The sequence below is a fragment of the Psychrobacter sp. T6-5 genome (genome assembly GCF_052258485.2).
Lineage (GTDB): Bacteria > Pseudomonadota > Gammaproteobacteria > Pseudomonadales > Moraxellaceae > Psychrobacter.
The window spans coordinates 2,503,714-2,528,393 of record NZ_JBQQEY020000001.1; the positions used below are offsets into that span (position 1 = coordinate 2,503,714).

Below are 24,680 nucleotides of genomic sequence, written 5' to 3' on the forward strand. Positions count from 1 at the left end.
CCTCGTTAACGATGATAGATTGAAAAATTTGTCAATTTGCGTCATTATGAGGCAGTTTTTTATCCAAAAATGGTGCGACATCCGTGCAAAAATCCAATTTTAAGTTACCAAGTACCAAGCTATCACCATCATCTAAACCTGCTATGAATGCCTTACCTTCACAGCAGCGCGGCTTGGTATTTAGTAGTCTTCTCTTAATTATCATCATCGCTGGCATGGTGCTATTTGCACTGTATCTGGTCAAGCTTGATCGCACCATTACCCATAAGTTCGAAGGCAAGCGCTGGGATATTCCAGCTAAAGTATACTCACAGCCGCTTGAGCTATATCAAGGTGCCAATATCGATAGAGATACGATGAAAACGTGGCTGGAGTTGCTTAATTATCAAAGCAACAAGTCTTATGATCGTACTGGTACTTATCACAGATCGGGTAATACTTATTTTATCCATACACGCGGCTTTACCTATAGCTCGAGCGATATAGATGCTGAGCAAGTCATCAAAATGACCATTGCTGGCAATAAAGTTGACTCTATTCAAAGCACTTTACCTGCCAAAAGCGGCATCATTCGTCTAGAGCCAGTGAGTATCGGTGGTATCTATCCAGACAGTAACGAAGATCGAATGGTTGTGTCTTTAGATGACGTGCCTCAGCCACTGATTGATGCCTTGATTGCCACCGAGGATCGCGCGTTTTATGAGCATAAAGGCGTCTCGATACGTGGTATCGCCCGTGCCGTAATCAATAACTTTACTGGTGGTGCTAGACAAGGTGGCTCGACCATCACCCAGCAGCTGATCAAAAACTTTTACCTCAACTCTGATCGCACCCTCAAACGCAAAGCCAATGAGGCGTTGATGGCGGTACTACTTGAGCTGCATTATAGTAAAGATGAAATTTTACAGACCTATTTGAACGAAATTTATTTGGGTCAAAACGGCAATCGCTCTATCAATGGATTTGGTTTGGCCTCACAGTTCTATTTTGATAAACCACTTAACGAGCTGCGTATAGATCAGCAAGCCATGCTAGTTGGTATGGCAAAAGGTCCGAGCATTTACAACCCACGTCGTAATCCAAATGATTCAAAAGCTCGTCGTGACGTAGTGCTTGGTAACATGCTCGCAATGGGCACGCTAAGTCAAGAAGACTATGACAAAGCCCTAAAACAGCCGCTTGGTATCGTGGACAAGCCTGCTGAGGGCAAGAGCCAGTTCCCTGACTTTTTGGACATCGTCAAACGCGAGCTCAATGATGTCTATTACTCTGATGATCTCAAAAATGAAGGTCTAATCATCATTAGTACCCTAGACCCTATTGCTCAGTTGGCAGCAGATAAGGCGGTTGATAGAAAACTTGGCGAACTACGCCGTAGCGGTAGCAAAACCAAAGACTTACAAGGCGCGCTCGTCAGTGCCAACCCTGAAACTGGCGAGTTGGTGTCTGTCGTCGGTAGCGGTAGTGAGTTCACGGGCTTTAACCGCGCTGTCGATGCCAAGCGTCAAGTTGGCTCTCTATTGAAGCCAATCATTTATATGACCGCGCTTGAGAGTGGTCGTTATAACTTAGCAAGCTCAGTGGATGACTCACCTATCACAGTCAACCTGAATGATGGTACCGATTGGAGTCCTAAAAACTATGATAACCGTGATCATGGCTATGTGCCATTGACCACAGGGCTGTCGCAATCTTATAACCAAGCGGCTGTACGCTTAGGTATGGAATTTGGGGTTGATACTTTTGCTAAACAACTAAAACGCATGGGCGTTAAAGAAGAAATACCGCCATACCCATCGGCATTATTAGGGTCTGTCAATCTAAGCCCTATGGACATGTTAGGTATTTACCAGGTCTTTGCGACTGGCGGTTTCCGCACGCCTATTCATAGTATTCGCACGGTTATTGATGATCGCGGTCGTATTTTGCAGCGTACCGGACTCAATACTCAGCGCAGTATTCCACCTGAGACCAACTTTTTGACCAACTACGCGCTACAACAAGTGGTGTCAAACGGTACTGCTAGACGTGCTCAATCACTTGGCAGTAATCTAAATCTTGCCGGTAAAACGGGCACGACAAACGACTACCGTGATGCTTGGTTTGCAGGCTACAGTGGTAACTATGTTAGTGTTGTTTGGGTTGGTCGTGATGACAACAAGCCCATTGGCTTGAGTGGTGGTACTGGTGCTCTACCGGTTTGGGTCGATTATATGAAACGCCTCAAACTCACTCCGGTGGCGCTACCAGAGCCAGAAGGTATCGAATGGTTGTGGCTCGAGAACAACTCAGGCAAGCTGTCTAATGAACGTTGTGCCAATGCTCGCTACTTACCTGTCATGTCAGCACATTTACCAGAGGAAGCCAGTAGCTGCGCGCTTAGCTTATATCAACAAGACCGTGCTCGCGAGCAATCGCAATTCCAAAATCAGCAGAGTGCAATCAATGAGCAACGTCGTCGCGAAGGTTTAGATATCCCAAATGGTGAAGCGGTTGATGCTGGTGATTCAGAAGACAGTAATGGACAAAATAATGAAAGTCAAAACCGCGCTGATACGTGGTATGACCGTGCTATTGAATGGTTTTAACATTGTTTTTAATATGTAGCGTCTGATATTTAAAAAAGGTCTCAACATGGTCTCATTTCTACAGCAATCTGCCTCTGTGACACAAACATTGTCTTGGTGGCAGAAAAAATTTGCGTCAGCGAATACTCTAGTTGTAGGCGGCATCGTTTGCAGCATGCTAAGCCTCAGCGCATGCCAGACTGCGCCAGATAGCTCAGCTGCAATGAAAACAACACCTATTCAAACAATCCCATCATCACAGCCGCCAGTGACATCGACCACTACTGTCACTCAGGCACCCATCGTTGAAGCAGATGATGAGAACGAATACCCAATTGAGCCTTATATTCCACCTGAGCAGCTCGAGTCGCCGAACCCATTGACACAAGAAACGCCTGTATTTGAGCCACCTACTCCAGTGGCGACAGAGCCTGATCTGGGCATTGCCATACCATCGCGCAATGACTATATCATCTCTGAGCCGGCCGTACCGTCACACAATGATCTACTAGAACAGGCAAGAAAAAACTCGCAGCAACGCTCTCAACAATCAGCAAGCAATAACAGTAACTTGCCTGCATTTCGTAACTTGATGCAGGTGGGCGTTAATCAACTGAAATCAGGACAATTAACGAATGCTGAAAACAGCTTTACCCGTGCACAGCGCTTGGCACCCAAATCGTCAGCCGTATATTTTTATCTGGCGCAAGTGGCATTGAAAAAGCACCAACCTCGTAAGGCAGAAGCAATGGCCCGCCGTGGCCTTAGCGTTTCTCAAGATGCCAGTCGCAGACGAGCGCTGTGGCAAATCATTTTACAATCAGGGCAAGCTCAAGGTAACTCACGCGTCGTTAGTGAAGCAAGACGAGCTTTACGCTAATAATCGCTCACTACAGTTATCATTTATCCAAAACATACATTTATTTTTATTTTAGCTTAGGGTTATCGTTATGGCATGGCAACAACTGCATTTACAATGTGAAAAATCAAACGTCGATTTGGCTGAAGCGCTTTTATTAGAAGCTGGCGCACTATCTATTGCCTTAGATGATGCAGGTGATCAGCCTTTGTTTGAACCACTTCCCGGTGAGTCACCGCTATGGGATGAAGTCATACTGACAGGGCTATTTGATGCCACCACTGATGATGGTAGCCGTCAGGCTGTTGAGCAGCTCAGTCATGAAATCGCCGCACAAGTACAGGCTACTCGTATTTGGCTAACGGCTGTTGATGACAAGGATTGGGAGCGTGAATGGATGAGTAACTACCATCCTATCGAATGCGCTAATGACTTATGGATTGTGCCAGACTGGCTCACGCCGCCCAATCCAGAGGCGACTAATATCATTATGGATCCAGGCTTAGCTTTCGGTACTGGCTATCATGCCACGACTCGTCTTTGTCTCGACTGGTTAACAGAGCAAGACCTGACAGATAAAGTAGTCATCGACTATGGCTGCGGCTCAGGTATTTTGGGTATCGCCGCGCTATTATTAGGTGCACGCCAAGTGTATGCAGTCGATATCGATCCACAAGCTGTACTCGCAACCAATCAAAATGCGGTACGCAATCATGTCGGTGACCGTCTGCAAGCATTCTTACCCGAAGAGTTCACAGATTACTGCTCACAAAACGATGTTTTGCCTGTAGAAGTGATTGTCGCCAATATTTTAGCCAAACCCTTAATTGGCTTAGCACCTTACTTTTCGACATTGATCGCATCAAAAGGTCGCATCGTATTGGCAGGTTTAATCGAGTCACAGACTGAACAAGTCATGGAAGCTTATCAACCCTATTTTGCACTCGATCCAAAGCATGCCTTTACCGCACAAGAAGACCAGCATTGGCAGCGCTTGTCTGGTACATTTACTAGCTAGCAACATTTAATTACATCTGTTACGATAGAGGGCAGTCAAACGTTACATGTTTGACGCCACTCTGTCGTTGCTCATGATTTGTAGAATTTCAAAAAGCATGGTAGCTGTTGGTGAGTGGCTAAGCGGTATAGATAACCATACTTTTTTGGATTCGACCCTATGACCACCCCAATAAAAACTCAATGTCCTCATTGCCAAGCTTGCTTTAAAGTGCAACAGAATCAACTAAATAAAGCCAACGCTACTATTAACTGTACTCAGTGCCAAAAAAGTTTTTCGGTCAATCAACACCTTATTGTAACCCCTGACACCTCCAACAGCTCCTCCACTCAACATACTGCTACAACACATCAAAATGCTCAATCCAAGCTGAGTAATCAACCCGAGAGCTCTACCAGTAGTCGTAATCAAGCACTTAATATATCAAATACTGCGAAGCCCTCACTCAATAAGAAACGTTCATCTGATATGTTGATTCATGACGACTTGATCTATGATGATATGGATATCGATGAGCCAGAAGACAACATTGTAGAATACGACTCACTAGACAGCATGGATGCTTGGCTGACGCAAGTGAGCGATACCCATTCTGCCACGACAACTGACAACTCGACAACCATATTTTCTAAAACCAATAATAAAAGCCAAGAGCAATTTGTAGCACCCCCTACCGATCGTATTGCAACAGAACACTCATCAATGACGCAAGAAGTACTGAGCTCAACTGCTGCCAATAATATTCATGCGAGTATCAACGACACAGCTGATAACTCATGGCTAGAAGCACTTCTTGAGGAACAAAATAAACGCGAAGCCAAATCAGTAGATAGTACAGATTTATCACAACTACTGATAGATATGGGTGTACCTCTTAGGGACGAAGACAATTCTGTTACAGAACGCGCAAACAAGGCACATGCACAGTTTGCGCCAACATCCACAACACATTCAATTGCATCTATTCTCTGGATATTGGGATGCTTAGTATTAGCACTATTACTTGCTGCGCAGTATGTTATGTTTAACCTAGAGACATTAGTCAAAAACCCTGCCAATGCGCAGCGCCTCCAAACGGTATGCTCTATTGCGGCGTGTAGCTTGCCAAGCGCTGATCTGACAGCTTTGACTATCGCCAATCCAAGTCATCGATCAAGTCAAATTAAAACAACAGGTGCGTTTAGCGATATCAGTGCGACCTTGAACAATCAAAGCACAAAAGCACAGCTCTATCCAAATATAAAAGTCAGTGTTTATGGGACAGATAACCTCATTGGAGAGTTTATAGCAGCGCCTAACGACTATTTATTGGGTAAGCCAAGCCAGCTAGCTGCTAGTAATAACCGACAACTACTATTTACCATACCCGTTGATAATGCACAAATTCGCGAAGTTACGATGACACCACTTTATTAAATACTATTTTTAGCAATAGAATAAACCTGACATGTCGCTGACTTTAAGATAGCCGTCAATCTGTCAGCGCTAGACGATATTAATTTGATATACTATTATTCTGACATCTTATGGTTTGACTCTTTTTTCATTTCAAGGATATTATCTTATGGCACCTCATGCACAGCATCATGCCCATCATTTTGCTAAGAGCTCTGAGCATCCTGCCGACTATAATAAAGAAGATCATCGCCATGTCGCTCACGATGTTGAGTTCCCATTAGAGTGTGCTGCGAGTAGCGCACAGCAGCCTTTGCGTGTACATGTTGAGCGTGTCGTTCGCCAGTATTTTGCTATGCTAGGTGATGAGATGCCTACCGATTTGTACGAGCTTATCTTAAAGCAAGTCGAAGAGCCTCTATTATCAGTGGTTCTAGAGAAAACTCGAGGCAATCAGACCAAGTGTGCACAAATATTAGGCCTCAATCGTGGCACTTTACGCAAAAAACTCAAAACTTACGACTTAATGTAGCACTGCTATATGAGCTCACCCATTATTAATAATCATCATGCATGGCAATTGAATGTGCATGGCTTTATCTATCGCGATATAGTCTACCGCTATTGCCATCATCACCTTGCCAGACGTTTACGTCAGGCTTTTTTTATGGAAGATTTTTTATGAGTACAACCCCACTTGCCCTACTCTCGGTCTCTGATAAATCCAATATTGTTGAGTTTGCTCAAGGCCTTATCAAAGCAGGTTTTGGCTTACTCTCTACTGGCGGTACTTATCGATTACTTACAGAAAATAATGTCGCTGTGACGGAAGTGTCTGACTATACGGGCTTTCCTGAGATGATGGATGGCCGTGTTAAAACCCTGCACCCTAAAATTCACGGTGGTATCTTGGGACGTCGTGGTACAGACGATGCTGTCATGAATGATCACGCAATCGAGCGCATTGATTTGGTTGTTGTGAACCTATATCCGTTTGCTGAGACGATTGCGCGTGCTGACGTGACGATGAACGATGCTATCGAAAATATCGATATTGGTGGTCCTACCATGGTACGCTCAGCCGCAAAGAACCACGCCCATGTCGGCATCGTAACCGATCCAGCTGATTATGACCGTGTACTGGCTGCTTTAGATGGTGGCACTGAGTTGACAACAGCTCTACGTTACGATTTGGCAGTGAAGGCCTTTGAGCATACTGCGCAGTACGATGGTATGATTGCCAACTTCTTAGGCAGCCGTGTCAATGAGACGCAGGAACCAGAGAACTTCCCACGTACATTCAATGTACAGCTAGAAAAAGCGCAAGATCTTCGCTATGGCGAAAACCCACATCAAAACGCCGCTTTCTACACTGAAAACCAGCCTTTAAAAAGCCAGCAAGCTTCTATTGCAACGGCTAAGCAACTGCAAGGTAAGGCGCTATCATACAATAATATCGCTGATACTGACGCAGCCCTTGAGTGTGTTAAAGCCTTTAGTGCACCAGCTTGCGTTATCGTTAAGCATGCCAATCCTTGCGGTGTCGCGGTTGATAATAACCAAGTAGCTGCTTATCGCACTGCTTTTAGCACTGATCCTGAGTCGTCTTTTGGCGGTATCATTGCATTCAACCGTCCACTGACGCTTGCTGCGGCAAAAGCCATTATCGATAATCAATTTGTAGAAGTCATCATTGCGCCTAGCATTGAAGACGGTGTGCTTGAAGCGACTGCTACTAAGAAAAACGTGCGCGTATTGGTATGTGGCGAGCTACCAGCGCCAGATCAGCGTGATAGTCAGCTTGACTACAAACGCGTCAATGGTGGCCTGCTCGTACAAGAGCAAGACCTTGGTTTGATTACGGCAAATGATCTAAAAATCGTCACTGACGTACAACCAACTGAAGCACAAGTAGCAGATCTATTGTTCAGCTGGAATGTGGCAAAATATGTCAAATCGAATGCCATTGTTTATGCGAAAGGTCAACGTACTATCGGTGTTGGCGCGGGTCAAATGAGCCGTGTTAACTCAGCACGTATCGCTGCTATCAAAGCAGAGCATGCTGGACTGGCCACTGAAGGTGCCGTTATGGCCTCAGATGCCTTCTTCCCGTTCCGTGATGGCATCGATAATGCTGCTGAAGTGGGTATCTCTGCTATCATTCAGCCAGGTGGCTCTATGCGTGATGATGAAACTATTGCGGCTGCTAATGAGCACGGTATTGCGATGGTATTCACTGGCATGCGTCATTTCCGCCACTAAGTAATCACATATTAATTTAAAGCTGGTATTAGTCGCAGCACTTGTATTTGTTACTGCTACTAATTTCTAGTCTCTTATAATATTAATGGTGACTACAGTTAAAGTATTACCCGTTAAAAAAGCCACTGTATCACTACAGTGGCTTTTTTGCGTTTAACAATTAAGAGTAACTATCACAGCAAACGCTTAGCGCCCTTGTGCATTTGCCATATTGGCTTCGTTAATCTCAACTTGATAGACCATACGTAGATAATCTAAGTAGTCTTGTAGCTGGTCTTGACCTAAATTGTCACGAATGATGCTGGCCGTTTGTGCTCTTTGTATATCAGATAGTGGTGACTGCTGCTCAGTCTTGATGCGATCACCAACCAATAGCGTTGCACCTGCCTCAGTTTCACTAGCGAGCGCGACTACGCCATCATTGGCAGCTTGCTTGCTAAAGGCCAATCCACGCTCTTTATCAGTCAGCAACGTTGTTTGACGATTGATCTCACCCAAAGATTGCAAGCTTACCGATTGCTTAGCAATATCAGCTGGCGTTTTGATACCAGCAGCGACAGCTTTCGCTTCTTTTAGCGCCAAGGCTGTGGCTTTTTGCTGACGCAATATCTGAGTGATTCTTGGCGTTGCACTAGATAAGCTCAGTGTGGTCGTAGGGCGATAGTTGCTTGGTTGTACCCATACCGTACCGTTACCAACTTCTATACCTGCCGTCACGGCCTGATCTTGAATCGTAAATTCGTCAAAGGCCTGTTTGATCACTGCTGGTTGCGATAATACTGATTTGTTGTTTTCTTTACGATAATCTTTGATACGTTTTAGCGTGACATTCTCTTGCTGCGCAATATCTTCGATACTAAAGCCATCTGCTGCCAAATCATTAATCGATGTTACTTTATCCGCGTAGATTTCTTGACGCTTGTACTCTTTTGCCTTAGCAGTCAACTCAGCACGCATACTATCGAGACTTGGAATCTTTTTGCCATTATCTTCGGTGACTGTGAATATCTGATAGCCAAAGCTGGTCTTGATAGGGGCTGTCACATCTCCAACGCTCAAGCCTTCTAGTGCTTTTTCAACAGCATCGGCGTCACCACCAAATACTGACGGATTAAAGCGACCAATGTCACCGCCTGTTTCTCCTGAAGGATCATCCGATTCTGCTTTGGCCACAGCAGCAAAAGACTCGCCTTTAGCCAAGCGAGCTTTAACTTTATCTGCTCTTACCTTAGCATCATCACCTGTTAACAGAATTTGACTCACTCTGCGCTCATCATCAGCAGCCAGACCTTGCTTATACGCTTCGTACTGCTGCTGCAACTCTTCTGTTGTCACATCATCGACTTTGATGGTCTGCGGGCTAAGCTGAAGATAAGCCAAGTTAACCATTGCCGCGCTTTTTAAGGTGTCTTTATTGGCATCATAATATGCTTGAATGTCATTTTTGCTCAGTTTGACCTGATCAGCATAGTCCTGCCAATCAAAACGATGTACCCAGACGTTGCGTGATTCCAGTTGCAAGTCGATCAATTGGCTAACTGCCTGCATTGGATAGACGGCTGTACCAACGATACTAGCATTCAACTGATCCAAGCTTAACTGATTACGAAACTCTGCAAACAGCTGGTTTTTAGTCATGCCACGCTGACGCAAAAAGTTTGCAAACTGATCGTTAGAAAAGTTTCCATCAGCATCTTTGAATATTTCTTCTTCACGCAGCAAACGATTGATCGTGTCATCAGAGACTGTCATGCCAAGCTTACCTGCTTGCTGCTCTAGTAATGTGCGATCAATCAGACCTTTTAGTACCTGCTCGTGCAGTACGTCTTCATTCAATAAACTGGCATCATCAACTTGCTCTAGTATTTCGCTGCGACGGTTATTGACGGCAGTCTGATACTCGGACAACCCTACGCTTGCCTCACCCACCTGAGCGATTTGGTTGGGATCAACCCCACCGCCAAAATAGCTTTCGACACCCAATAGAGCCAGTGGCGATAGGCATAAAATCAATAAAATGCGACCTGGCCAGCTTTTTAAGAAATCGCGCAATTTATCCATAGTTATCTCTGCTTTATTAACCTATATTGATGAAAAACCATTGTAATACTGTTAGGAGCTGTTAAGTGCGACCTGCTAATATCAATGCTATTTAAGCCGGCAATGGTAAGAGGAAGAACGTGTACATTTTATTAGGGGAAACAAGGTTCAGTGACAATACCTTATTTAAACAACGCATCTATCGCGCGCCCTATGATACGTGATTTTTCGTATATACTCAAAATATTCACGTTGTATGAGATAAACTATAGCGACAAAAAAAGCACCTAATATTTAGGTGCTTTTTCGGTGCTTAGCTTATGACATCAGCCAAAGCGACCATCTACCATGGAGAGGCTTAGTTCAAACGCTCTTTTAGGTTTTTACCAGCTTTGAAGCTTGGTACTTTGCTTGCAGGAATACTTAGCTCTTCACCAGTTTTAGGGTTACGGCCGGTACGTGCTTTGCGGTCTTTTACGCTAAAAGTACCGAAACCAACTAGAGAGATGCTATCGCCAGCTTCTAAAGCTTCGCCAACACTTTCCATAACAGCATTCAAGGCATCACCAGCTTGAGTCTTATTTAGACCACTTTTGTCTGCGATGCTATCAATTAATTCTGACTTATTCATAAAATTTCCTTCAAGTTTAAGGGGGTAATAAACGCTCACGCCAAGCATTGTAACGCTCTCGTGGTACTTACGCAATAAAAACTACCTGACTGGCGTATTAACAGGTTTCGCTTTGTTATCGTCTTTATATCAAGGCAGCATAAGGAGTGCAAGCGATTTTACATCTTTTTGTGCCATCAACTACGTATTTGACACCCAATGTTACGCAAAACATCTGCAACCTCTATACAGGCAAACTGTCCTCATTCAAACAATGAATCAACTTATTTGTTTATTCTTTAAAACAGTTGTCAGTTGGTGTCTGTGCATTACCAGTCATAAATTTTGGTGTCTTTATCAACTGCTAGATTGTACTGTAATAATTTTACCACTGACAGAAACTAGCGTTACTTTTTATTATAAAGGCGTTACTATAAGCAAAATATCACTGCAAGTTTTAGGTAAAAATAAACTTAAGTTTATTAAATAACTTTGATTTGCTAAATAAAAAAAATGGATTATTTACATGAAGCGTTCTACGTTGTCTCACTCTCTTCTTAATATTATTCTGGTGTTCATCGAGTCGGCGCTGACACTATTGTTACGTTTGGATCCTGAACTACGTAAAGCCGCTTATCCACTTGCCAAACAAGGTACGGTCGTAGCATTGCGCTTATATTTGCCTCATGTTGAGGTTTTTGCCACCTTTAGTACCAAAGGCGTACTCTTGGATGCCCAGTTGCCTGTTGGTCGTAGCGAACCTGATGTCGTTATCAATGCTTATAGCATTCAAGTGATTAATGCCATCACCACTCACGATAGAGAGACGACCGAAAAATTACAGATGCGCGGTGAATCCGTTCAAGTGCAGCTGGTCAAACAATTCATTATGCAGCTCGGTCTCGGCAGCCTAATCCAAGGTCTAATCAGAAAGATAAAAGGTGGCAAAGCTAAAACCAAACCGACCGATGCTGAAATGGCGGAAAAGAAAGACCATTATAAAGAGCGTATCAAAGAACAACAGACCCAAATCAATACATTAACCATCAAGAACCGCGAGCTTGAAACCACAGTCAAAGAACTACAGAGTAAGCAAAAGACCTTTATGATTGTCACAGTGGTGGCGCTGGTTGTTATGATTGGCTCAGTCATCGCACTATTGATGAGCTGATGTTAGTTGAACTTAGTTTTTGTTAATTGATTTTTACCAAACTACAATTTCAGATATAAATGAGCGTCTAGTGCCTATTGCAGGTAATGGACCCTCATTTTTTCCCTAGATTGTTCCATTCCGGCTTGTTCGATATTACTACAACTTACATTCAAATCATAAATTAGCCAATATCGAAGTGTTAAAAATAAGATCTCTCTCCCCGCTCATACATACATCCCGAACACCATTGTTTTTATCAATCATAGCGATAAGCTCGATTAACCATTTAACCACACTTTAATCTTGACTAAATTACTCAGGATTAAGTATAATTAACCTAATCGTTGCACACATCGGGTTAACCATCTGTTGTTTAATAACGATAAGACACAACTTGAACGGATATGATTGACGGTTTTTATATTGATCTATAATTGCCTGTACCTATCCCTTTCCAAGATCGTTGTTAAATAAAAATGACATAAAAGTTTGGAGATAACACATGCGTTTAACTACTCGAGGCAGATATGCCGTTACCGCTTTACTAGACTTGGCATTACAGACCAGTCAACAAGAGAGCGCAGTATCTCTATCTGATATCGCTAAACGGCAGTCAATTTCTATTTCCTACCTCGAACAGTTATTCTCCAAGCTACGCAAACGTGGCCTTGTGACCAGTATTCGCGGTGCAGCTGGTGGTTATCACCTAGCCAAACCATTGAACGAGATAGATGTGATGAGCATCATATCTGCTGTCGATGAATCCGTTAATGCGATGCAGTGTGAAGGACGCGGTGATTGCCAAGGTGGTACAATGTGCCTAACCCATGACCTATGGTGTGCACTATCAAATCATATTGAGCAGTACTTGAAAAATATAACATTAGCGCAATTATTAGATATGGAAAACGTGCAGTCAGTATCAGAACGTCAGCACAACTCTACAAAAGATATTTCCATAAAAGACATCAATACCATTACTCTATCGAACAGCGAGGCAAACCCAGCATGAGCCAACATAACAACCTTATATACTTAGATTATGCCGCCACCACACCAGTTGCCAAATCAGTAGCTGCTAAGATGAGCGAATATCTGACAGTAGATGGCATCTTTGGTAACCCAGCCTCGCGCTCGCACGGCTACGGCTGGCAAGCAGAAGAAGCAGTAGAAACTGCTCGCGGACAAGTTGCTGAAGTCATCAACGCTGATCCACGCGAAATCGTCTTTACTTCTGGTGCAACTGAATCTGATAACTTAGCCATTAAAGGTGCGGCTCACTTTTATCAGTCTCGTGGTAAGCACATCATCACTAGTAAGATTGAACACAAAGCCGTGCTAGATACGTGCCGTGAACTTGAGCAAGAAGGTTTTGAGATTACGTATCTTGAGCCGCAACCAAGCACAGGTCTTATCTTGCCAGAGCAAGTAAAAGCAGCTCTACGTGATGATACGATTTTGGTATCTCTCATGATGGTAAACAATGAGCTTGGTACGATTACTGATGTTACAGCGATTGGTGAAATCACTCGTGAAGCTGGTGTCATATTCCACGTCGATGGCGCACAGTCTGTTGGTAAAGTAAAAATCAATCTTGAAGAAATGAAGATCGATTTGATGAGCTTCTCAGGTCATAAAGCATACGGCCCTAAAGGTATCGGCGCATTGTTTGTACGTCGCAAGCCACGTATTCGTCTAAAAGCTGAGCAACATGGCGGTGGTCATGAGCGCGGTATGCGTTCAGGTACATTGCCAACGCATCAGATCGTTGGTCTTGGTGCAGCGTTTGCTTTAGCCAATGAAAGCTTTGAAGCAGATCACGCACATGCAGCAAAACTGCGTCAAAAATTGTGGGATGGTCTACAAGATATCGAAGAGATCTACCTAAACGGCGATCTTGAGAACAGCGTACCAAACATTGTAAACATCAGCTTTAACTTTGTTGAAGGCGAGTCATTGATGATGTCACTTAAAGACTTAGCAGTATCATCAGGTTCTGCCTGTACATCAGCAACGCTTGAGCCATCATATGTACTACGTGCTATCGGTCGCCCAGACGAATTAGCGCATAGCTCAATCCGCTTCAGCTTTGGTCGTTATACAACTGAAGAAGACATCGACACTGTTATCAAGCAAATGCATGAAGCTGTTGATAAACTACGCGCCCTATCGCCACTTTGGGATATGTACCAAGAAGGTGTTGATTTGAATTCAGTCGAATGGGCTGAGCACTAAAATCAAGCACAGACAGTAATACAGCTTCAAATATATTTATTAAACGATTGATCAGACAATTATAAATCCAGTTTTTATTAACTAAATGTTTGACCCCAATTATCGATGAGTAGTTAGATATTTAAAGTTAATACGCGACTACTCATCATCTAACTAGGAGAAAACCCCATGGCCTATAGTGACCAAGTTATTGATCATTACGAAAACCCACGCAACGTTGGTAATCTTGACAAAAACGCCAAGAACGTTGGTACTGGTATGGTCGGTGCCCCAGCCTGTGGCGATGTAATGCGTCTACAAATCCAAGTCGATGATAACGGTATTATCGAAGATGCACGCTTTAAAACTTATGGCTGCGGTTCAGCAATTGCTTCAAGCTCGCTCGTTACTGAGTGGCTAAAAGGCAAAAGCTTGGATCAAGCTGGCGAAATCAAAAACAACGATATCGCTAAAGAACTAGCGTTACCACCAGTAAAAGTGCATTGCTCTGTACTTGCAGAAGATGCTATTAAAGCCGCTATTAGCGACTATAAAGGTAAGCATGGCGTAGCAGCAGCGGCAGAAGAAGCCACTATCTAAGCCAAACCTACTAGCGTCTGCGCTGTGTTTTGTTAGCAATGCTAAAGTAGTAATACATCAAATGGCTACTAACGCTAAAAAGGTGACAATGACACTTATGTAATTGTCACCTTTTATTTTCTGAAAACTATTAGCATATTATCTTGGCAAACTCGTAATTTCGCTTGCCAGTTTACATAGTTTATTTATTGATATTTACGATTAATAGTCAATGGGAGTTGGCATGATTGAAATGACAGAACGCGCCGCTCAGCATGTTCGAGACTTTTTGGACAATCGCGGCAAAGGTGAAGGTATTCGAGTTGGTATCCGTACAGCGGGTTGCTCGGGCCTTGCTTATGTTTTAGAGTTTGTAGATATACCTGATGAAAATGACACGCGCTATGAAAGCCGCGGCGTTAGCATTTTTATCGACCCTAAAAGCTTGGTCTATTTAGATGGCCTGTTGATGGATTATGAAAAAGAAGGTCTAAACGAAGGCTTCAAGTTTACTAACCCTAACCAAAAAGGTGAATGTGGCTGCGGTGAGTCTTTTACTGTTTAATGGTTCAATCAACTGATTTTTTAGGTTGATGCACCCGTTGTGATGAATCAATACAAAAGATATAAATGCACTAATATCTTTAGTGGAAGCACCCGATTAAGACTTTAAAAACAAATAAAAAAGCAAGGCGTAAGATATGACAGATACGATTCCAGAAGCACAGTTTGATAACTTCTTTGCCCTATTTGAGCAACCTGTACAATTTGAAGTCAATCAAGACAGTCTCGATCATCATCTACGTCTGCTACAAAAACGCTATCATCCTGATAATGTTGCAAAGAATTTAGCAGATACCAAGCAAGCAAAGCAGCAATCAGAGCAGTATTCTGCCATCATCAATCAAGCCTACCAAACATTGAGTGCACCTGATAGCCGTGCTGGTTACCTACTAGGTATGGCCGATCAAGCACAAAATCTAGAGCACTCCATCGCAGACTTGGATTTTTTAGAAGATGCGATGGAAATGCGTATGGATTTAGATGACGCTATTGCAGGCAAAGACCTTTCAGCTTTGCAGCAGCTACATCCTCAGATTACAGAGCGCTTGGCAAACCAGTCTCAGCGCTTTGAAACCGCTTACCAAGAGCAAGATTGGGCAACGGCGATTGATGCGACACAGAAATTGAAGTTTTTGGTCAAATTGAATGCTGATGTTACAACGGGGCTTGATGAAGTCGCCACTGCTGCACATTCAGATGACGATGACCTATACGTCTAGAGAGCTGTGCATGATGTATCTTATTTGAAAGCTATATTCTAAATATTTGGTTAAATTAGTATCAACTATACCGTATAATCTCTGACTTTGAGCATGCTTAACTGCCAAATTCCTCTATGTTTAGAATAAAGGGATAGCGGTTAAGCAGTCATACTGAACATGCCATATTTGCCTCATTACACTTATTCATTTTATCTCTGAGTTATTCTTATGTCTTTAATGCAAATTGCCGAACCCAATCAAAGCGCTCAACCTCATCAACATCGTTTTGGCCTAGGTATTGACCTTGGTACGACACGCTCACTGGTCGCTGTAGTACGTTCAGGCAAGGCGCAAGTCTTAGAAGCAGGCGCAGCGTCAGATACATTGTTGCCTTCTGTGGTTTATTATCCAGCGACAGGTAATCCATCGGTCGGCTATGACGCCTTAGCGCATTTAGCGGATGATCCAAAAAATACGATCGTCTCGGCTAAGCGTTTTATGGGTCGCAGTCAAGCGGATATCAAATTCTCGCATCCTTATGAGCTGTCTGGTAGTACAGATGATATGCCAGCATTTGTCACGGCTCAAGGTGAAGTGTCACCTGTCGAAGTATCAGCGCGTATATTAGCCGCGCTTGAGCAACGTGCAGCGAGTGCACTGCCTGCAGACAGCATCGAGGGCGCCGTGATTACCGTGCCAGCTTATTTTGATGAAGCACAGCGCCAAGCCACTAAAGATGCTGCGCAAGCGGCTGGTATCAATGTGCTACGTCTGTTAAATGAGCCTACCGCGGCTGCGGTCGCATACGGTCTTGACCAATCATCAGAAGACAACAATAAAGAAAGCTACTATCTTATTTATGATTTGGGTGGCGGTACTTTTGATGTATCTATTTTAAAGTTGAATGATGGTGTCTTTGAAGTATTGGCAACTGGCGGTAATAGCGCACTGGGCGGCGATGATATTGATCGTCTGATTACCAACTGGATCATTAAACAGTTAAATATCGATCCAAAAGACGTAAGCCTGCATGACAAATCAGTACTCGCACAAGAAGCTAAAGCTTACAAGCAAGCGTTGACTGATGCTGAGCAAGTGGATATCAGTGTTAATATCAATGGTCAGTCATACCAAGGCGTGTTAAGCCGTGAAGACATACTCGCTATCGTAGAGCCTGTCAGTCGTCGCACGTTAAGTGTATGTGAACAAGTACTGCGCGATGCAAAGCTAACTGCCACAGATTTAGACGAAGTTATATTAGTAGGCGGCTCAACGCGTATGCCTGCCATACAACAAGTCGTGACTGAATTTTTTGCTAAGCAGCCACTTTGCCGTCTGAATCCAGATGAGGTTGTTGCCTTAGGCGCTGCTCAAACTGCTCACCAACTGGTGAATGGTGATAGTGACAACAATTTGTTGTTATTGGACGTGACACCATTATCTTTAGGTCTTGAGACCATGGGCGGTTTGGTCGAAGTGCTGATTCCACGCAATACGCCTATCCCTGTCAAAAAACGCCAAGTATTTACCACTTATCAAGATGGTCAAACAGGCATGGTGATTCATGTGGTACAAGGTGAGCGCGAAACAGTAGAAAACTGTCGCTCGCTTGGCCGCTTTGAGCTGTACGGTATTCCGCCCATGAAAGCTGGATTTGCTCGTATCGAAGTTACCTTTAGCATTGATGCCAATGGTCAGCTGACTGTCAGTGCGCAAGAGACCACGACCAAAACAGAAAGTAAAATTGAAATCGTGCCTTCTTATGGTTTATCTGATGAGCAAAAAGAGCAGTTGCTTGTTGCCGGATTTAAACATGCAGAGGAAGATAAAAACGCGCGCTCTTTAATCGAGACAAAAGTAGAAGCCGAGCGTGAAGTATTGGCTCTAGAATCTGCACTCAATGAGTTTGCAGCACTGCTTTCTTCTGATGAGCAGCACACTTTAGCGGAGCACATACAAGCCCTGCGTTCTGCTCTTAGCACTAATGACTTGGCACTTATCGAAGCACAGCAAGCACAGCTTAAGCCGCATAGTGATGCCTTTGCTGCTCGCATTATGAATCAAAGCGTTAAAACCAGCATGGCAGGTACCAGCGCACAAGATTGGTAAAATCCATACTCAAAATGATAGCTTAGTTATGATACTAAGCTACTTTCTCTTATTTTTTAGATTGATTAGCATTGGACAAATAATTTATGCCAAAAGTTACCGTACTACCCCATCACGAAATCTGCCCAGAGGGCGCAGAAGTTGAGTTACAAGCTGGTCAGAATTTGTGCAAAGCATTATTAGAAAAAGGCATCAAAATTGAGCATGCCTGTGAGATGTCAAAAGCTTGTACTACTTGTCACGTTGTCGTACGCAAAGGGTTCAATAGTTTAGATGAGATGGATGATGTAGAAGCCGATCTACTTGATCGTGCTTGGGGTTTAGAGCCTGACTCACGTCTGTCTTGTCAGGTCATGCTCGATGATGAAGATCTAACCATCGAAGTTCCAAAATACACATTGAATCATGCAAAAGAAAATCATTAATATGATTAGTACAAACTACTTATAAGTTACAAAAAAGCCAGCTATTAAAATATAATAGCTGGCTTTTTTTATACTCAATATTTCACGATATGACTTCCCAAATCATGACTTTTTGTTAGCACTGTGACGTTTGCTTTCTTCAGCGATGCTCTGTGCCAACTTTTCTTCTTCTTGTTCGATACGCTCAAGCGCAAAGTTTAACCGACTCCTAATATCTTGATAGTCATTGTCTTTCATATCTTTAAAATTTAGATGCAAGTTAAACCCTGGCAAGGTGTGATCTACCCATTTAGACAAATGACCTTTATTAGCGTCAGGGTCAAGTACTTGCCATGCATTTACCTTGTCATCAAAGCCTTTTAGCTGAAGCGCTCCAACATGTTGGCACTCATAGTTATGGCAAACATAATCATATGTGCTTTCACTGACCAATATCTCATCTTTGCCAGCATTCGATTCGAGTCTTGAGGCCAGATTAGCCTCTTTACCAATCAGTGTATAACTAAGACGATTGTTGCTACCAAAATTACCCACGTGGCAATAACCAGTTGTGATACCAATACGTATATACAACCCCTCAAATCCCATCAGTCGCCATTTTTGACGTAATGTACGCATCTCTCGGCGCATATCTATCGCCATTGCCACACAGTCAAGAGCATCTTGACGTGGGCCATTACTGGCGGGCTCACCAAAAAAGCACACCATGCCATCACCAATAAATTTATCAAGTACAGCACCATGTCTGTCAGCAATTAACGTCATGCAATGCATATAAGTGTTCAAAATATCAGCCAAGTTGTCAGCGCTCAGGCTATCAGACAGATCGGTAAAGCCCACAATATCTGAAAACATAATGGTTAGCTTGGCACGTTTATTCGACACACTAACAGGGCTATTAGATCTAACAACTGGTTCCCAAATTTGCGGTGGTACAAAGCGAGTCAACTTATTGATGATTGACACCATCGTACTCAAACGTCCTCCTGCTTTAGAGGCACTTTCTTTATAACCGATATACTTTTGATACGTACTGCGAAACTGATACAAAATAACTATTATGCTTGCTAACAATACGGTGGGCGGTACCCAGCCTTCATCACAATTCAACCCTTCGTTGTCTAGTATTGTACTGACATAATAAAAGACAATAGAGGTCACCAATGCCACAGTAAATAATCTTAGAGCGTTATCAACCCCACTGACAATCATACGTACGCCGATTAAGGCTACCAGACTGAGCGATATCACCGTACAAAACTGTATTGACCCAATGACGACCGCAAATAAAATAACGACTATATTAGACGTCCAAAGACTGGTTTCGCGTCGGTAGTTATAAATCAGAATCATCAAACTGGGTAGGGTAATGACAACCAATAATGCCATTGAAGTAGGACGAAAATTGTAATGCAGGGCGAGTAATATGACAGTGAGTATTAAAACAAAGACTTCTGGATAGTCGAATTGACATATTCCACTACCTTTTGACGACAGTTTTGGCTTTAATGTCTCTGTAAAAGGCATATTGGGTTTCACTTAAGTAAGATAGGCTATCAGAGAGATAAAGATATATAAGAATATCATACATACATCATTTATCTGAATGATAAGTTATTACAAAAATATATTATACTTTTTAAATTAGGTGAAACCTAGGTCAGTGGTAGCTAAAAAAACACCATCTATCATTTATCTAGATAACAAATTTTCTGGATAAATAACTGACAATGTTTGATTATTACAGGAAAAAGCCAGATATGACGAGTATCTGGCTTTTTTAGTGTCGCAATAGTTTATGAGAGATGCTTCATAAATAATGCTTTATAGATGAGGTAGAACAATTCAAAGTTAAAAACGTATTACATCTGCCAATCAAAAGGCATTTGATGATGACCACGTAGCGCCATCATTAACGTCTGCTGCATTTGTGCCAAGACTTCTTTGGTATAAGGCACTGCAGGAACTCCCCATACTGGATTTGGCCATTGCATATCGTTTTGATAACGAACAATATGATGAAAATGAAGCTGCGGGACTTGATTGCCAAGCGCGGCTACGTTCATTTTATCTGCTTGAAAAGTTTTGGCGAGTTGACTTGATAACCAGCTCGACTCACGCAAGAACTGCGTTTGGTCCGCTTCAGACAACTCGTACAGCTCTTTGATACCCGATACGCGCGGCACTAATATCAACCATGGAAACTGGCAGTCATTGATCAAACGACAAGTAGATAATGGAAAATCACCCACTAAGAAACTATCAGCAGCAAGTTTATGATGAAGTTGGAACATAATGACGGTTCTCTTGTTGTTTAATGCAAATAAAAGTACGTGAAAAATATCGAAGAAAAAGCAATCCGGTTATTTTATCAGTTATCCCTGCGATAAAATAGCATCATACACTATTGCATTTGTGTTGATTGTCTTAGAAACCCCGATGATAGCTTTCACCGATTGAATCTAGGCAGCTTCTGTCACCATATGCTCACTAAAATAACGTAAAAGATCTTGGATAACAGAGACTCGCTGTTGAGGCGTTGCGAGCTTCTCGCTATGTTGATAACGAATACCAGATGCCCCATTCATACGATAATGCTGCCCATCTGACTGAATCAGCTTAATAATCGCCAAGGCATCGACAGGGGTATCTGGTGCAAACTCCAGCGTCATACTACTACTACTGGCATCGATTTTGTTGATCTTCAGCGGTTCTGCTTGCAAGCGCAGTCCATGAATAGCAAATAGCTGCTTGGTCTGGTCTGGCAATGCACCGAAACGGTCTATCATTTCGGTGCGAATATCCGTCAACGCTTCTTTATCATCGGTGTTACTAATGCGCTTATAAAAGAGCAAACGCTGATGTACGTCATGTAGATATTCCTCTGGAATAAGGGCAGAGCTATGCAAGTTAATCTCACTGGTTAGCGATAATGGCGTGTTCAAGTCAGGCTCTTTGCCGGCCTTGATCGCCTTAGTCGCACGCTCAAGCATATCCATATATAAACTAAAGCCAATTGCCTGCATATTACCACTTTGCTGCTTACCCAGTATCTCACCTGCCCCGCGAATCTCTAAATCTTCACTCGCCAGCATAAAGCCTGCGCCCAATGTATTGGCGCGCTCAATGGCATGCAGGCGGCGCTTGGCATCGCCTTTGAGACCTTTGATAGAAGGTACTAATAGATAGCAATACGCCTGATGGTGACTACGTCCTACGCGGCCCCGTAGCTGGTGCAGTTGCGCCAAACCAAACTTATCAGCGCGCTCAATGATAATCGTATTGGCATTCGGCACATCGATCCCTGTCTCGATAATGGTAGAACAAACCAGTACGTTAAATTTTTTATGATAAAACTGCTGCATGATCTGCTCAAGCTGACGCTCTTGCATTTGTCCATGGGCGACCCCTACCCGTGCCTCAGGTACAAGATCACGAATAGTCTCGGCCATACGCTCAATACTAGCGACATCATTATGCAAGAGATAAACTTGCCCGCCGCGCAACAGCTCGCGCAAGATGGCCTCTTTCATCAAGGCTTCCGTCTTTTGCATCACAAAGGTCTTGATGGCAAGACGACGTGCAGGCGGTGTGGCGATAATAGACATATCACGCATGCCTGAGAGCGCCATATTAAGCGTTCTAGGGATGGGCGTCGCGGTCATAGACATACTGTCTACATCCGTCTGAATAGCCTTGATACGCTCTTTATGACGCACACCAAAGCGGTGCTCCTCATCGACAATCATTAGCCCAAGGTTTGCAAACTTCACGTCAGGCTGCAACAGTTTATGGGTGCCAATCACGATATCTACTTTACCGTCAGCCAAGTCAGCTAAGACCATTTCTTGATGTTTTTTGCCGCCAAAGCGCGACAAGCTCTCGATACGAACTGGCCAATCGGCAAAACGATCGCGGAAATTGTCTTCGTGTTGTCCTGCGAGAAGTGTGGTAGGCACCAACACAGCAACTTGATAGCCAGCACTAACGGCAATAAAGGCGGCTCGCATCGCCACTTCTGTTTTACCAAAGCCAACATCGCCGCAAATGAGACGATCCATCGGTTGGTTTTGTCTCATATCTTCCATAACCGCATGGATAGCATTGGCTTGGTCAGCGGTTTCTTCAAACGCAAATTGACTGGCAAACAGCTCATATTGCGACGGATCTATTTTAAAGTGAATACCAACTTTCGCCTCACGTCTTGCCTGCATATTGAGCAATTCAGCAGCGACGTCATGAATCTGCTCTAACGCCTTTTGCTTGGCCCTATCCCATTTGCCACTACCAATCTTGTGTAACGGGGCCAGCGCTGGATCGCCGCCGCTATAACGGCTAATCATTTGCAGATTAGCCACTGGCACATAGATACTGGCATCATCGTCATACTTTAAATGAATAAACTCTTGCTCACCATCACCCACATCTAGAGTAATCAGACCATTATAACGACCGATACCATGCTCGATATGAACGACTGGACTACCATCTGTTATCTCAGTGACGCTTTTAACCAAGAATTCTTCTGATACACCGCTTTGGCGACGACGACGCGTCTGTAAGACTTGACGACCAAACAGCTGCGTTTCACTAATTAATACTAAGCGCTCAGGCACATAAACACCGCGCTCAATCGGTGCCACAGTCAGACCGACATGTGGTAGTCGAGCATTATTCATAGCGCTCGTTTTGTCTGCGGCTAAAAATGCTTCAAAGCTATCATATGCTTTGATATCAATCTTACCCTTGAACAGCTCGATGAGAATCTCACGACGGCCAGCGGTTTCTGCGACGATTAGTACGGGTGTTGAAGTCTGTGATTGCATATCCAAGAAGTCGAGCAATTCAGTTAATGGCTCAGATTTCTGATGGTTTACTGCCAGTTGTGGCGGTTCTTGAGCGCTTAATGTCACCAAGCCTTGCTGCTTAGTAGACGTTAGTGACAGTTGCGGCTGAGAGGAATCGCTACCTTCTGGCGCTGCTACATCATTCATTGTAGCCAGCTCATCACGTGCACTTAATATCACTCGTGGATAGTGATTTAGCTGTTCATTAAGCGCATTAGACAATAGATATAATAGCGTAGGGTCAACGATAGGCTTGTCAATATCATGTCGACGTTCTTCATAGCGGCGCTGGATTTGCGACCAATAGTCCGCCTGTTTTTCGTTAATGAGCTCATCTGTGATAAACAACGCATCGCTTGGCAAATAAGAAAACAATGTACTTTCTTCTTGCCAATCTTTTAAGTCGAAAAATAGCGGCTGATAATACTCTAGTCCACTACTCGCGATACCTGCCATCACATCTTTATGCAACTCAGACTTGCGGCTACTGGCATTAGGGAACATCGCCGCAAAATTCGTGCGAAATGTCTCTCGCCCTTCATCCAGCGGAAACTCTTTTGCTGGTAATATTTGGAACTGCTCGATAGGTTTAGAGATATCTGGCAATTTGTGCAGCAGCGACAGTGACTCTTTGCCCATACTGGTATCTTTGCCTGTCAACATCGCCTTGAGATCATCAGCGGTCAATGTGCGCTGGGTTTGCGGATGAAAAAAACGAATCGTTTCAATTTCGTCATCAAATAAATCTAAACGCAGCGGAAAAGGCTGACCCATAGCAAAGATATCAATGATGCTGCCACGTACAGCGAACTCACCGGGCTCAAAGACATTATCAACCGCTCTATAACCCGCCTTTGCCAGTAGACCACGTTGCGTATTGATATCAAAACGATCACCGACGCTTAGATCAAAATGCTGCCCAATCAGCCAACTTGGCGGCGCAACGCGGTGCATCAGCGCCTGTACTGAGATGAGCAGCACACCCGTTTTTGGCATATCTGTCAGCAGATTGATACGTTCACTAACGATGTCTTGGTGCGGAGATAGCTCATCATACGTTAGTGTCTCCCAGTCAGGGAATACGTAAGCATCGACGCCGCAAAATGCCAGCTCGGTCTCTATCTGATTGAGTTGGTTTTGGTCACGTGCCACCACGACCTTTAGGCGCTTGGCAACATTCCACATAGGCGTTTGAACCAAGCTTGCCAGCCACAAGCTACTGACCGCACCATGGACAGGCGCTAGCCAACGCCGCTCGGCATTTTGGATAGGGAACAACTGCTGGTTAATGGGATCAAACGCGTCAGTCAAAGCAGTGATAGGCATAAAGAATAGGA

19 protein-coding genes and 1 pseudogene are annotated in these 24,680 nt (G+C 43.6%); 15 read left to right on the plus strand and 5 right to left on the minus strand.

What is annotated here, in order from left to right; translation table 11 throughout:
- Positions 1–83: 83 nt before the first annotated feature.
- The 7 genes and pseudogenes from mrcB (at position 84) to purH (ending at position 8,101) form a co-directional block, all read left to right on the plus strand.
- Positions 84–2,588 carry a penicillin-binding protein 1B gene (gene mrcB / locus ACTXGK_RS25290; protein WP_443514985.1) on the plus strand — a complete coding sequence of 835 codons (2,505 nt, stop codon included), beginning with the start codon at positions 84–86 and terminating at the stop codon, positions 2,586–2,588.
- Positions 2,589–2,634: 46 nt separating this feature from the next.
- Positions 2,635–3,447 carry a tetratricopeptide repeat protein gene (locus ACTXGK_RS25295; protein ID WP_443514983.1) on the plus strand — a complete coding sequence of 271 codons (813 nt, stop codon included), beginning with the start codon at positions 2,635–2,637 and terminating at the stop codon, positions 3,445–3,447.
- A 70-nt stretch (positions 3,448–3,517) separates the two neighbouring features.
- Positions 3,518–4,444 (plus strand): 50S ribosomal protein L11 methyltransferase, encoded by a 927-nt coding sequence (prmA, locus tag ACTXGK_RS25300; RefSeq protein WP_443514981.1) that lies wholly within the window; start codon positions 3,518–3,520, stop codon positions 4,442–4,444.
- 159 nt (positions 4,445–4,603) lie between these two features.
- Positions 4,604–4,711: pseudogene (locus ACTXGK_RS25305) on the plus strand (MJ0042-type zinc finger domain-containing protein); the annotation flags it as partial.
- Between the two features lie 201 nt (positions 4,712–4,912).
- Positions 4,913–5,860 (plus strand): DUF3426 domain-containing protein, encoded by a 948-nt coding sequence (locus ACTXGK_RS25310; protein WP_522910250.1) that lies wholly within the window; start codon positions 4,913–4,915, stop codon positions 5,858–5,860.
- A 148-nt stretch (positions 5,861–6,008) separates the two neighbouring features.
- Entirely contained in the window at positions 6,009–6,371 is a 363-nt protein-coding gene (gene fis, locus ACTXGK_RS25315) for a DNA-binding transcriptional regulator Fis (protein ID WP_443514977.1), read from the plus strand.
- 149 nt (positions 6,372–6,520) lie between these two features.
- Positions 6,521–8,101: a bifunctional phosphoribosylaminoimidazolecarboxamide formyltransferase/IMP cyclohydrolase gene (gene purH, locus ACTXGK_RS25320; RefSeq protein ID WP_443514975.1), complete on the plus strand. Its 1,581-nt coding sequence runs from the start codon at positions 6,521–6,523 to the stop codon at positions 8,099–8,101.
- 186 nt (positions 8,102–8,287) lie between these two features.
- Here purH and ACTXGK_RS25325 read toward each other — a convergent pair whose 3' ends face one another.
- Complete coding sequence (locus tag ACTXGK_RS25325; protein WP_443514973.1) at positions 8,288–10,162, minus strand: SurA N-terminal domain-containing protein; 1,875 nt, start codon at positions 10,160–10,162, stop codon at positions 8,288–8,290.
- A 337-nt stretch (positions 10,163–10,499) separates the two neighbouring features.
- Complete coding sequence (locus ACTXGK_RS25330; RefSeq protein WP_161808411.1) at positions 10,500–10,820, minus strand: HU family DNA-binding protein; 321 nt, start codon at positions 10,818–10,820, stop codon at positions 10,500–10,502.
- 457 nt (positions 10,821–11,277) lie between these two features.
- Between ACTXGK_RS25330 and ACTXGK_RS25335 the strand changes: the two genes are divergently transcribed.
- From ACTXGK_RS25335 to fdx, 8 genes are all read left to right on the plus strand, one after another.
- Positions 11,278–11,922 carry a hypothetical protein gene (locus ACTXGK_RS25335; protein WP_238037313.1) on the plus strand — a complete coding sequence of 215 codons (645 nt, stop codon included), beginning with the start codon at positions 11,278–11,280 and terminating at the stop codon, positions 11,920–11,922.
- A gap of 484 nt (positions 11,923–12,406) precedes the next feature.
- The gene (locus tag ACTXGK_RS25340) at positions 12,407–12,916 is read left to right on the plus strand and encodes an Rrf2 family transcriptional regulator (protein WP_238037312.1); all 510 of its coding nucleotides are present in this window, start codon (positions 12,407–12,409) and stop codon (positions 12,914–12,916) included.
- Positions 12,913–14,139, plus strand: coding sequence for an IscS subfamily cysteine desulfurase (locus ACTXGK_RS25345; protein WP_443514971.1), 1,227 nt, complete (start codon positions 12,913–12,915; stop codon positions 14,137–14,139). The genes ACTXGK_RS25340 and ACTXGK_RS25345 overlap by 4 nt, the downstream gene beginning before the upstream one ends.
- Positions 14,140–14,307: 168 nt before the next feature.
- On the plus strand, positions 14,308–14,718 hold the full coding sequence (gene iscU / locus ACTXGK_RS25350) for a Fe-S cluster assembly scaffold IscU (RefSeq protein ID WP_058024183.1): 411 nt from the start codon (positions 14,308–14,310) through the stop codon (positions 14,716–14,718).
- 223 nt (positions 14,719–14,941) lie between these two features.
- Positions 14,942–15,262 (plus strand): iron-sulfur cluster assembly protein IscA, encoded by a 321-nt coding sequence (iscA, locus tag ACTXGK_RS25355; protein WP_058024184.1) that lies wholly within the window; start codon positions 14,942–14,944, stop codon positions 15,260–15,262.
- Between the two features lie 136 nt (positions 15,263–15,398).
- Positions 15,399–15,980 (plus strand): Fe-S protein assembly co-chaperone HscB, encoded by a 582-nt coding sequence (gene hscB / locus ACTXGK_RS25360; protein WP_443514968.1) that lies wholly within the window; start codon positions 15,399–15,401, stop codon positions 15,978–15,980.
- A 210-nt stretch (positions 15,981–16,190) separates the two neighbouring features.
- The gene (hscA, locus tag ACTXGK_RS25365; RefSeq protein WP_443514966.1) at positions 16,191–18,071 is read left to right on the plus strand and encodes a Fe-S protein assembly chaperone HscA; all 1,881 of its coding nucleotides are present in this window, start codon (positions 16,191–16,193) and stop codon (positions 18,069–18,071) included.
- Between the two features lie 86 nt (positions 18,072–18,157).
- Positions 18,158–18,496 (plus strand): ISC system 2Fe-2S type ferredoxin, encoded by a 339-nt coding sequence (gene fdx / locus ACTXGK_RS25370; RefSeq protein ID WP_058024187.1) that lies wholly within the window; start codon positions 18,158–18,160, stop codon positions 18,494–18,496.
- A gap of 102 nt (positions 18,497–18,598) precedes the next feature.
- Here the strand turns inward: fdx and ACTXGK_RS25375 are convergent, their stop codons facing one another.
- The 3 genes from ACTXGK_RS25375 to mfd all read right to left on the minus strand — a co-directional run bounded on the left by ACTXGK_RS25375 (position 18,599) and on the right by mfd (position 24,669).
- Positions 18,599–20,023 carry an adenylate/guanylate cyclase domain-containing protein gene (locus ACTXGK_RS25375; protein ID WP_443514964.1) on the minus strand — a complete coding sequence of 475 codons (1,425 nt, stop codon included), beginning with the start codon at positions 20,021–20,023 and terminating at the stop codon, positions 18,599–18,601.
- Between the two features lie 335 nt (positions 20,024–20,358).
- Entirely contained in the window at positions 20,359–20,790 is a 432-nt protein-coding gene (locus tag ACTXGK_RS25380; protein WP_057759208.1) for an HIT domain-containing protein, read from the minus strand.
- A 168-nt stretch (positions 20,791–20,958) separates the two neighbouring features.
- Positions 20,959–24,669: a transcription-repair coupling factor gene (gene mfd, locus ACTXGK_RS25385; RefSeq protein WP_443514962.1), complete on the minus strand. Its 3,711-nt coding sequence runs from the start codon at positions 24,667–24,669 to the stop codon at positions 20,959–20,961.
- Positions 24,670–24,680 lie beyond the last annotated feature (11 nt).